Annotated in this window: 11 protein-coding genes; 2 read left to right on the top strand and 9 right to left on the bottom strand. The window is 69.1% G+C overall.

Going from position 1 to position 10,700, the window contains the following annotated elements:
* Nucleotides 1-268: 268 nt before the first annotated feature.
* Genes AC5P09_RS36315 through AC5P09_RS36300 form a run of 4 tightly spaced genes read right to left on the bottom strand, consistent with a single transcriptional unit; the run spans nt 269 to nt 4,719 of the window.
* Nucleotides 269-1,186: a hypothetical protein gene (locus AC5P09_RS36315; RefSeq protein ID WP_493877967.1), complete on the bottom strand. Its 918-nt coding sequence runs from the start codon at nt 1,184-1,186 to the stop codon at nt 269-271.
* Nucleotides 1,183-3,300, bottom strand: a complete 2,118-nt coding sequence (locus tag AC5P09_RS36310) for a PEP/pyruvate-binding domain-containing protein (RefSeq protein ID WP_493877966.1) — start codon at nt 3,298-3,300, stop codon at nt 1,183-1,185. The genes AC5P09_RS36315 and AC5P09_RS36310 overlap by 4 nt, the downstream gene beginning before the upstream one ends.
* 3 nt (nt 3,301-3,303) lie before the next feature.
* Nucleotides 3,304-3,999, bottom strand: a complete 696-nt coding sequence (locus AC5P09_RS36305) for a DedA family protein (protein ID WP_493877965.1) — start codon at nt 3,997-3,999, stop codon at nt 3,304-3,306.
* A gap of 6 nt (nt 4,000-4,005) precedes the next feature.
* Nucleotides 4,006-4,719 (bottom strand): hypothetical protein, encoded by a 714-nt coding sequence (locus AC5P09_RS36300; RefSeq protein WP_493877964.1) that lies wholly within the window; start codon nt 4,717-4,719, stop codon nt 4,006-4,008.
* 523 nt (nt 4,720-5,242) lie between these two features.
* On the opposite strand from AC5P09_RS36300, the gene AC5P09_RS36295 reads away from it, so the two are divergent.
* Entirely contained in the window at nt 5,243-6,163 is a 921-nt protein-coding gene (locus AC5P09_RS36295; RefSeq protein ID WP_493877963.1) for an NADP-dependent oxidoreductase, read from the top strand.
* Nucleotides 6,164-6,307: 144 nt separating this feature from the next.
* On the opposite strand, the gene AC5P09_RS36290 is transcribed toward AC5P09_RS36295, so the two are convergent.
* From AC5P09_RS36290 to AC5P09_RS36275, 4 genes are all read right to left on the bottom strand, one after another.
* Nucleotides 6,308-6,739: a tetratricopeptide repeat protein gene (locus AC5P09_RS36290; protein WP_493877962.1), complete on the bottom strand. Its 432-nt coding sequence runs from the start codon at nt 6,737-6,739 to the stop codon at nt 6,308-6,310.
* Nucleotides 6,740-6,786: 47 nt separating this feature from the next.
* Nucleotides 6,787-7,410, bottom strand: coding sequence for an FMN reductase (locus tag AC5P09_RS36285; protein WP_493877961.1), 624 nt, complete (start codon nt 7,408-7,410; stop codon nt 6,787-6,789).
* A 22-nt stretch (nt 7,411-7,432) separates the two neighbouring features.
* The gene (locus tag AC5P09_RS36280) at nt 7,433-8,539 is read right to left on the bottom strand and encodes an LLM class flavin-dependent oxidoreductase (RefSeq protein WP_493877960.1); all 1,107 of its coding nucleotides are present in this window, start codon (nt 8,537-8,539) and stop codon (nt 7,433-7,435) included.
* 78 nt (nt 8,540-8,617) lie between these two features.
* Entirely contained in the window at nt 8,618-9,082 is a 465-nt protein-coding gene (locus AC5P09_RS36275) for a MarR family winged helix-turn-helix transcriptional regulator (protein ID WP_493877959.1), read from the bottom strand.
* Nucleotides 9,083-9,453: 371 nt separating this feature from the next.
* Here AC5P09_RS36275 and AC5P09_RS36270 point away from each other — a divergent pair, with 371 nt between their 5' ends.
* Nucleotides 9,454-9,777 (top strand): hypothetical protein, encoded by a 324-nt coding sequence (locus AC5P09_RS36270; RefSeq protein ID WP_493877958.1) that lies wholly within the window; start codon nt 9,454-9,456, stop codon nt 9,775-9,777.
* Between the two features lie 74 nt (nt 9,778-9,851).
* Here AC5P09_RS36270 and AC5P09_RS36265 read toward each other — a convergent pair whose 3' ends face one another.
* The gene (locus AC5P09_RS36265) at nt 9,852-10,607 is read right to left on the bottom strand and encodes a class I SAM-dependent methyltransferase (RefSeq protein WP_067023809.1); all 756 of its coding nucleotides are present in this window, start codon (nt 10,605-10,607) and stop codon (nt 9,852-9,854) included.
* Nucleotides 10,608-10,700 lie beyond the last annotated feature (93 nt).

The raw sequence follows: 10,700 nt of genomic DNA, 5'->3' as shown, positions 1-10,700 counted from the left end.
ACGAACCGCCGGATGCGAGGCCCGCATGTCCGGTGGTGTGGGGGGAGGGTCGGGCAAACCGGCCCTCCTACCCGATCCTCATCCAGGAGCGCGGCGAGTTCGCCGATCTGCGCCCCTCGGCGCAGCCCGCCGATGATCTACATGCGCCTTGCTCCTCCTCCCCCCACTGAGCGAGCAACTGCCGACCACGGCCGTCGGCAACCAAAGCGCGCTGGAACTGTATGCGGTATATGTACGACCCGAAGCCGCGGAAGCGTCCAAGCCGCGCTCAGTCCCGGTACTCGGCCTGCCCCTCCCCCAGGACAACCGCACTGGTGCGGTTGGTGTTGGCGTCCTCGATGCAGCCGCGCAGGCGCATTACGTCGTGCGGAGGGAGGGCCGGACGGACGACGCCGGCATAGACGCCGTCCTGCATGTGGTTCAGGGTGGCGTTGTCGTTCTGGGCGGCGGTGGAGCGGCGGCAGGTCTCCCACAGGTCCTGCGCGGCCAGTTGGACAGCCTGGGTGCTCCGGTCGCCGCGGGTATCGACGCGGAAGACCATGGTCGTGCTCGCCGAAGCGGGGGCCTCCTCGGCCCGTGTCTGGGTGGCATCCGCCAGCGCGGACCACAGCAGCGGCACCAGGAGCAGGCCGCCCACGGCCGTCGCGACGGCGAGCACCTTGCGCCCGGTACGGGCGGGTGGTACGGCAGGCCGGTTGTCCAGGGCGGCCGTACCGGCGGCCGGCGGGGCGGTGAGGTCCGCCAGCCGTCCGGCCAGGCGGCGCTCCGCGCCGGGCCGTGCGGTGGCTCCGGCCACCTTCTGGATGACCAGGGCGAGACCTGACAGGGCTGCACCGGCCACCATGAGGACGGGGACGAAGACGAACGTGCGGTTGGTGCCGTTCAGTTCCGTCAGGTCGGTCGAGGCAAGCCAGTTGAAGCGGTTCGACGCCGGGGTCCGGGTCTGTTCGAGGCGCTGGCGCACCTCTTCCACACGGGCGTCGGACTGCTCGATGCGGCTCTCCAACCGGGTCAGCCGGGTGAGCAGCAGGACGGTGGCGAGGAAGACCTCGACCACGATCAGCAGGGCAGCGGAGATCAGGGCCCGTTGCCATTCCCAGCGGGTCAGGTAGAGAACGGTGTAGTAGCCGGCGTAGACGGCGGACAGACCGCCGAAGGTGTAGCCGACCAGTCTGATGGCCTTCATGCCGCCGGCTCCTCTCGTCTCGTGGTGGCGCGGGGCGCCACATCGGTGGTGTCGTCGTCTGTGTCGTCGGCGGTGACCGCTCCGGTCCCGCCGTCGACGCTCAGGGGTGTTCCGGCCGGGAAGCGGTCCACCGCGGCGGGTACGCCCACCGCGGTGGGCACCCGGTACTCGCGGGCGAGTACCGCGAGGTGGGACAGGGCGCTGCCGGTCTCCGCGACCAGTCCGGACAGGCCGGGAAGCAGCGGGGCCAGGGCGGGGTCCAGGGACCGGACCACCAGCACCGGATGGTCGGGGCGTGGTCCATGGCCGTCCCAGGCCGTGCCGGTGCCGAAGCCGCCGCCTGCCCCCTGTCCCTCGCCGGATGTGCGGTGTCCGGGCGGCAGTTGGGCCACGGGATGGCCGTCTGCCAGGCGGAACGCGGCGGGCAGCGGGCCGGTGTCCGGCCGGGGCAGCCGTTCGGCGAGGTCGGCCGGCAGTCCCGCGCCGTCCGCCGCCCGCACGAGTTCCTCCCAGCGCAGCAACACCAGGCGGGACAGCCCGAGTGCGCATTCGCCAGGTCCGATCCGGTGCCCCATCTCCCGCACCATCTGGGCCTGCATCTCCTGCACCCAGCGGATACGCAGCCGCAGCCCTTCACGCACCGGCAGCGCGCCCACACCGCGCGGTACAGTCGTCCACCCGGTGGTCGCCGGGAGCGGTGCACGGTCGCCGAGGGTGGGCGGCAGCAGGGCGAGAAGCACGGGGTGACGTTCGATCAGTTGCTCGTCGCTCAGGCCCCGGGACCGTCCCTCCGCCAGCTCGGCCAGCGCCTCCCCCGCGGCCGTCGCGCCGGTGCCCAGGCCGAGCAGCGCGCCCGCCAGGGATTCCTGGGCGTGCAGGGAGGACAGCACCTGCCGGCCCCAGGCGACGGCGTCCAGCAACTGGCCGCTGAGCAGCTCCCGAGGCGGCGGGAAGTCGGCCAGCTGCCGGTCCACGTCGGCCATCAGGTCGACCGCCAGCAGCGGGAGCGCCGAGCGCAGCCGCCCGACACGCCAGGCCGCTCCCGCCTTGCGGGCGCCGGGCGCCGGGTTGACGAAGTCCAGGACCGGGTGGGCGGACGGTACGGCACCCAGCAGGTGCAGATCGGCGGCGACCCGTCCCTGCACGGTCGTCACCATCGGCAGCTTGCGCAGCCGGCGGCGGGAGGCCGCACCGGCGATGTCGAGGGCGAGGGTGAGGCCGCGGGACATGGGGGCCATCCACAGGTCCTCCTCGAGCGGCTGGAGGACCCCGGGCAGCGTCTCGGCGACCGGACCGGGGCCCAGCAGCCGGGCGCCACGCGCGGGACGTGCGGCCATCGCGGTGATGGGGCGCGCCTGGAACAGCCACAGCTTGCCGTCGGCGTCGAAGCCGAACTCCATGTCCTGCGGTCCGCCGAAGATTCGCTCGGTCTTCTTGGCCAGCCGCACCAGCCGGGCCTGCTGTCCGTGCGACAGCAACCGGTCGCCGCGGTGTTCGGCAGGGTCGGTGCGCACCAGCCGCGCCATGCGGGTCAGCTGGTAGCGCACGCCCTGGGTGCTGCCGTCGACCAGTTGGTCCGGTCCGCCGCGCACCGCGCTGACCAGGATGCGGTCGGTGCGGCCCTCGACCGGATCGGCGCCGAACATCACCCCGCCGACGGCCGACACCAGCATCGGCTGTACCAGCACCGACATCCCGTCACCGTCCGAGGTGCCCTCCGGTGGCCGCAGAGGCAGTACCCGCCGGGCGGAGTCCAGCACGGTCTGTACGGCGGTCGTGAACTCCTCCCACCCCCGCACGTCCAGCACCGACTCGAAACGCCCCGCCATGGAGGAGTCCTCGGTGTCCTCGTGCGCGGAGGAGGAACGCACGACCAGCGATCTCTCCTGCCCCGCCGCACCCACCAGCGCCCGCCAGGCGGAACGCACCGCGTCTTCCCCGACCGGCGCCCCGGGAGTCAGTTGCGCGGGCACCAGCACGAACCCCGGCAGGGTAGGCAGCCCCGCTGTGGCGCCGCGCGCCAGGTTGGCCGCTTTCGCGCCGGTGACGGTCGCGTCCGTGGCCTGTTCCGAGTCCAGCGGCACCACCGCCAGCTCTGCACCTTCGAATCCCATGAGTCAGCCTTCCTGTGAATACGTGAAAATCGGCTTTCCGTCCCGCGCGGGGCCCTGGAGAGCCCCGCCCGACGCCACGACCAAGGACGTGGCACGCCTGGTGCGACGACGGCGGGCGAGGAGCCGTACGGCGACGAAGGCCACGACGGCGACGGCGGCCAGCGCGGCCGCGGCGATCAGGCCCGCCGAGTGCAGGAGCTCGATGACGGCCGCACCGGCGTAGTAGCCCAGGAGCACATTGCCGATGCCCCAGACGAGCGACGCGAGTGTGCTGTAGAGGAAGAAGCGGCGGTACGGCATGCCGGACGCTCCGGCGGCGAAGGGCAGGAAGGTCCGTACGAATCCGATGAACCGGCCCGTCAGCACCGCCATGCCGCCATGCCGCAGCAGAAAGTCCTGGGCCCGTCCCATCCGGTCTTCGGGCCGGAAGCGGCGTGCCAGTCGCGAGTTCGGGCGCCGCTTGCACCGGCGCCCCAGCGCATAGCCGAGATTGTCACCGGTCACGCCCCCGGCCACCACGACGACGGCGAGCGCCACCACGTTCAGATCACCCCGGCCCGCGATCGCGGACGCGAGAAGGATGGCTGTCTCGCCGGGCAGCAGCAGACCGATGAAAGCGCTGGTCTCCCCCGCCGTGAGGGCGAACACCACCAGGTACGACCACCATCCGGCCGCCTCGATCAGAGCATCGACGTCCATGGTTCGTCAGCCCGCCTTCAGCACGGGTACGGGATCCGCGCCGGCCCAAACCTCGGGCACGTCGGCACTGGATGAGAGCGGAACCATCTCTCCCGACGGCTCCACGGCATGGGAGGCATCCGCGGGCGTACCGCGCCGGGTCCCGTTCCGGGCCTGAAGCCGCTCCACGGCGAACCACGCTGTCAACGGGGCGCCTGCGGCCGCCAGCGCAGCGAGCAGAGGGCGATCCGCGCCCAGTACCGTTGCCGCGACCACGACCGGCGCGATCAGCATGGCGGCAGCCCGTACCCGGAGGTTCGTGACGCCCGCGAGCACCGCCAACGCCATCAGCAGATACCAGCTCGCACCCACACCCGGCAGCGCCAGGTAGTCACGGACAAGGGACGTCTCGCTCGCCGGCAGACCGTGATACACGGCGAAGACCGCCAGGCCGGCCCCGCTGGACAGCAGCAGCGCAATGGCGGCGCGCGCGTAAACGGCCTGATTTCGGTGGGCCAGCCAGCCCAGGGTCACTGCGATCAAGGGCCACTGGGCCAGGGCCTGGAGCCGGGCGAGAACATGCGCCACGTCCTGCCCGAACGCCACCACACTGTCCGCCACGGCAGCCGTATGCGGGCCGACGCGCTCGGCGCCGGAAGACATCAGGCCGTCGACGAGGAAGGACTCCCGACCTCCAAGCATCAGGAGGAGGACGACGTACGCGAGCACGGTCACCGCCACGCCCACTGCTCCACATCGAACGCTCCGCGGCAAGGTCACTCCTCGCGACGCGATGCGGGTGGAGACGGGCGCGTGTCGGGTACGGCGGGCACGATGGGCGCAAGCGGTCACAGAGCTCACCGGACAGCTCCGCGAGCAAGAGGTGCGCCACGTTCACTCGAACCACAACGCGTCGGGGTGGGGTTGAGGCCGTACGTCTCGGCCGCCTGCCACAGCGGCATGACGCCCTTGGCGTGCTGCGTCCTGCTCTGCGACGGGGACACGACATCCCTTATGGATACGGCTGGGTTCATGACAGCCTCCTGATCGGCCGGGATGCATCACGCGATTGACGCATCAACCATCACCATCTTGAACACATCAAGTTGATGCGTCAACGATGAGCGGGAAATATGTCGATGCGCCAACCGTCACGTCCCGCTGGACGATCACCCAGCGGAGCGTCGCCATATGGTTGACGCATCATCTCTTGCTGGTCTTCCCTTCCGTGACCCCACACCCTCTACAAGATGGAGTCCACGCAATGTCTCTCGCAGTGCAGTTCTCCGAGTACGGGACCAGCGAAGAGCTGCGTGTCGTGGACGTAGCACCCCTGGTTCCAGGCCCGGGACAAGTGCGGCTGGCCGTGCGCTCAGCCGGTGTCAATCCTTTCGACTGGAAGATCCTCCAGGGCTCGATGCGCGACCGGATTCCTCTGGACCTACCCGCCGGCCTCGGGGCCGATGTGGCCGGCGTGGTGGACGCGGTCGGTGACGGGGTGGCCGGGTTCAGCGTCGGCGACGAGGTACTCGGGTCCTCGCTGACCCCGGCCTACGCCCAGTTCGCGCTGGCCGATCCCAGCGCACTGGTGGCCAAGCCCGCGGCGGTGCCGTGGGCCGTGGCGGGCGCTCTCGCCGGAGCGGGCGGCACCGCCTGGACCGTCCTCGACCGGCTCAAGGTCACCGAGGGCGAGACGGTACTGATCCACGCTGCCGCCGGCGGAGTGGGAACCTTCGCGGTTCAGCTGGCAGTGGCCAGGGGCGCGCGCGTGATCGGCACCGCCGGCGAGCGCAACCACGGCATGCTCCGCGGCTACGGCGCCATACCGGTCACCTACGGCGAGGGATTGGCCGAACGCGTGCTGGCTCTTGCTCCCAACGGAGTCGACGCGGTCATCGACGCCTCCGGCCGCGGCGAGATCCCGGACTCGATCCGGCTCGCCGGAGGGCCGGACCGTGTCCTCACCCTCGTTGCCTTCGACGCCGCCGGGACAGGCATCCAGATCCACACCAACGGCGCGGACGGCAACGGCGCCCAGGCGCTGCGCGAGATCCTGGCCCTCATCAAGGAGGGACGCCTGCACGTTCCGGTTTCACGTACCTACGGCCTCACGGAAGCGGCCGCCGCGCTCGACGAAAGCCGTACCGGCCACGCGACTGGCAAGCTCGTCATTCTGCCCGGGTAAGGCCAGAGCACGGCCTCCGGTCGCCTCCGTCGCCCACGGCCCGCGCAATTCGGATGCACCTCGGACCGAAGGGATGACGAACGCCCGGGCGGCGGGCACCGGTTGACCGGTGCCCGCCGCCTTCTCATTCACGGCCCGCGCCGCTCAGGCGTCGTCCGGGAACTCGCCGGAGAAGGCGGCGGCCATGCGCACCCAGGGCTGCGCCTCGTCGTGGCGCCCCTGGCGTTGCAGGGTGCGGCCCAGCATCAGGTGGGCGTAGTGCTCCACGGGATCGCGGTCGATGATCTTGCGCAACTGCTCCTCGGCGCGCCGCAGTTGTGCCGAGTGGTAGTAGGCACGCGCCAGCAGCAGCCGAGGCCCGGTCTGCTCCGGGACCTCCTCGACGACGACGGCCAGCAGCCGTGCGGCGCCGATGTAGTCCTTGGCCTCGAAGAGCAGCCGGGCGCGTTCCCAGCGTTCGAGGGTCGTCTCCTCGTGCGGGCCCCCGGCGCCGTTGTCGAACAGGTGCAGGGCACTTGCCCAACGGTCGGGCGCGACGCCGTCGGTCGCCGGGTAGTCGTTGAAGTTGTCAGTCATCGGTCCTCGGTCCTCCCTTCCGGCTACGGCGTGCTCAGCACGCGTCTTCACGCGGACTTGAGTGCGGCCAGCTGTTGTTCGAACGGCACGATGGTCTCGGGGGTCGCGGCAACGGCCGGGCGGCCGGCCATGAGCCCCGCCAGTTCACCGCCGGCCCGGCCGATCCGGGCGGCGAGACCGTCGCTGCGCCCGTCCCCGGCCATGCCCCAGTCCTCGGACGCCCCGTACACGGCGGTGGGTACGACGATCGCGCGCAGGTACGCGAAGAGCGGACGCAGCGCATGCTCCAGGACGAGCGAGTGCCGGGAGCTGCCGCCGGTGGCCGCGATCAGTACGGGCTTGCCGACAAGCGCGGTGTTGTCCAGCACGTCGAAGAACGACTTGAACAGACCGCTGTACGAGGCGGAGAAGACCGGCGTGACGGCGATGACGCCATCGGCCCCTTCCACGGCCTCCAGCACTCCGCGCACGGCGGGCCCCGGAAAGCCGTTGACCAGGTTGTGGGCGATGTCCGTGGCGAGGTCGCGCAGTTCGACCACCTGGACGTCCACCTCGCGCCCCGCGTCCGCAAGGTTCTGACGGGTGGCGTCGGCGAGCCGGTCCGCGAGGAGCCGGGTGGAGGAGGGCAGGCTCAGCCCGGCCGAGACGGCCACCAGCTTCAGGGGCTTCATGGTCAAGTCCTTTCGGTCGGTCTCAGGCCGCCGGTTCGGCGGTCGCCGCGCGCTCTGTGTCTCGCGCGGCGAGCAGGGAGGCGTGGGTGGGGGCTTCGGGCACGTCGGCCGGCCGGTTCCTGGCGAACTCCTTGCGGAGCACCGGTACGACCTCCTGGCCGAGCATCTCGATCTGCTCCAGCGCGGTCTCCAGCGGGACTCCGCCGCCGTCCACGATGAACAGCTGGCGCTGGTAGTCACCGGCGTACTCGCGGAAGGTGAGTGTCTTCTCGATGACCTGCTCGGGGGTGCCGACGGTCAGCGGGGTCTGCTCCATGTACTCCTCCATGGAGAGCCCGCCGCCCATCACCGGCGATTGGTCGAAGCGGGGCCGGAACTCGCGTATGGCGTCCTGGGAGTTGCGGCGCATGTAGACGTGGCCGCCGAGGCCGACAATGGCCTGCTCGGGGGTGCCGTGACCGTAGTGCGCGTACCGCTCCCGGTACAGGTCGATCATCTGCTTGGTGTGTTCCTTGGGCCAGAAGATGTTGTTGTGGAAGAAGCCGTCGCCGTAGTAGGCGGCCTGTTCGGCTATCTCCGGGGAACGGATGGAGCCGTGCCAGACGAACGGCGGTACGTCGTCCAGGGGCCGCGGCGTGGAGGTGAAGCCCTGCAGCGGCGTGCGGAACTTCCCCTCCCAGTCGACGACGTCCTCGCGCCACAGCCTGCGCAGCAGGGCGTAGTTCTCGACGGCGAGGTTGATGCCCTGCCGGATGTCCTTGCCGAACCACGGATAGACCGGGCCGGTGTTGCCACGGCCCATCATCAGGTCGACGCGGCCGTCGGCCAGGTGCTGAAGCATCGCGTAGTCCTCGGCGATCTTCACCGGGTCGTTGGTGGTGATCAGGGTGGTCGCCGTAGACAGGATGATCCGCTCGGTGCGTGCGGCGATCCAGCCCAGCATCGTGGTCGGCGACGACGGCACGAACGGCCGGTTGTGGTGCTCGCCGGTGGCGAAGACGTCCAGCCCGACCTCTTCGGCCTTCTGTGCGATGGTGACCATCGCCTTGATCCGCTCGTGCTCGGTCGGGGTGCGACCCGTGGTCGGGTCGGTGGCCACATCACCGATGGTGAAGATACCGAACTGCATTGCCTTCAGCCTTTCCAAAGAGGTTGACATATCAACTACGACTCTACAACGAGTCCCCACACACCTCTATTCCGACCCCTAGGTCTGCTCCTCGATGCGCTCGACCACCCGGTTAGCCACACCGGCGTACAGGCGAAGCTCCTCCGGCGTCAGGAGGTCGATGAACAGTCGGCGGACGGCCTCCACGTGGCGGGGCGCGGCCGTCCCGATCGTTTCCAGGCCCGTCGGGGTGATGACCACGAAAGCGCCGCGCCTGTCCTCAGGACACTCCCGCCGGACTACCAGTCCACGCTTCGCCATACGGGAGATCTGATGAGACATCCTGCTCTTCTCCCACTCCAAGCACTTCGCGAGATCCACGTGGCGCTTGCGGCCACCCGGGGCCTCACTGAGGTCGACGAGCACCGAGAAGTCGGCGGCGGACAGATTGGATTCCGACTGCAGGTAGCGGCTCAGCCGGCCGCCGAGCTTCTCCTGCATGCGAATGAAGCTGCGCCAGGCGTCCTGCTCCTCGGGGGTGAGCCATTGGGGTTGCTGAGTCATACAACGAGTGTAGCCGGTGGTTGATTCATCACCTACCCTCCGGGATGTGACCTCGCCGACCCGGAGTTCCGCCTCCACGGTCCAGTTCGGTTCCGAGTCCTGCCCCTCGCAGGGCATCAGGCGTCACAGGGTCGGTCATGTCGGCGAACTCGTCACCCCGGTGAGGTCTACTGGGCAGGTGACAGCGTGACCGGTGAGCCGCAGCGGCTATCAGCCGGCGTTCCTCGTGGTTCTGTCGGTAGTTGGTGACGTCAGTTGTTCGTGAAAGCTGACGGCACCAGGTGATGGCCCAGAAAGATGTTCGCGAATTCTGACGTCACCATCAGGGTTGCGGTGTCAAGCTGGATGTGCTCAGTAAAGGAGCACCCCCGATGCCGCCTGGCCAGTCGAAGGTCGAGTTGTACGCCGCGCTGCGGCGCGACTCCCGCGATGGCATGTCGAACCGGGCGTTGCAGTGCAAGTACGGCGTCACCTGGAGCACGGTCAACAAGGCCCTGACCTCGGCTTGGCCGCAGCCACGCACGACAACCGCTTCGGCGCGGCCGTCGAAGCTGGATCCGTTCACGCTGCTGATCGACGAGATCCTGCTCATTGATCTGGACGCGACCAGGAAACAGCACCACACCGTCACACCGGATCTACCGCCGTCTGATCGACGAGCACTCCTCGTCCGAGGCGTTGCGTTGACCACTTGAACCCGCACCGATGAGAGGGCGCAAGCGTCCTGCGAGCAACCGCGCGGTCCGGCCAGGGACTGAGAGTCCGGTGTTTATACCTTGCTCGCGACCACCATGTAGTTCTCGGCCTCAAGATCGAACGTGCTCAGTTCCGTTTGGAGTCCGACCCGGTGCAGCTCGACTTCGAGTTCCTCGTACCGGTAGGGCCAGCAGGACAGCAGTTCCGAGCGGACAAGAACCAACCCGGTCGCATCAACTTGCGCGATCGCAATCTCGATGTGGTGCTCCTCCTCCCAATGCGGCGCAATCTCCCAGCGGTAGACCACGACGGCATCGCGACCGTTCCGGCGGACGAGTCGGTCACTGATCTCCAGCCGGGAACCTCTGGCCCTCACGAGTTCCCAAGTGCGGGATGTGAGTACCAAGCGCCCGCCGGGGCGCAGAAGCCGTGACATCGACTCCAGAGCAGCACCCCTGCCTGTCGCGCCCGCGGCATGGTGAAGCGAGTTGCCAACGCAGAACACCATGTCGAACGTGTTGTCCTGGAAATGGTCGGGCAACTCTTCCCAGTTCGCCCGTACGGCCCGGACGGATGCCCCGAACTCCTCAGACAACTCTGCAGTCCGACGAACCATCGCCTCGCTGGCGTCAGTTGCGACAACCTGCATGCCACGACCGGCGAGGCCAACCGCCAACTGTCCGGTTCCGCACGAACAGTCGAGGACGTGAGCGTTCGACGGCAGGAGATTGAGGACGTCGTCGAACGACGCAGCGAACTCGGCTGGAGGCAACTTTGCATCCGAGATGAGCCATTCGTACACCTCGGCAAGCACGTCATAGCCTGTCACAACCACTACCTCCGTCACGCGGCAGACTCACGGTAGGACGTCAGTCCATCAGCGGAGCAAGCCGGGCACCAATGGTTTTCGCAAGGATGGCTC

Source organism: Streptomyces sp. a15 (genome assembly GCF_059026085.1).
This window is presented reverse-complemented; position numbering and strand designations above follow the sequence as displayed.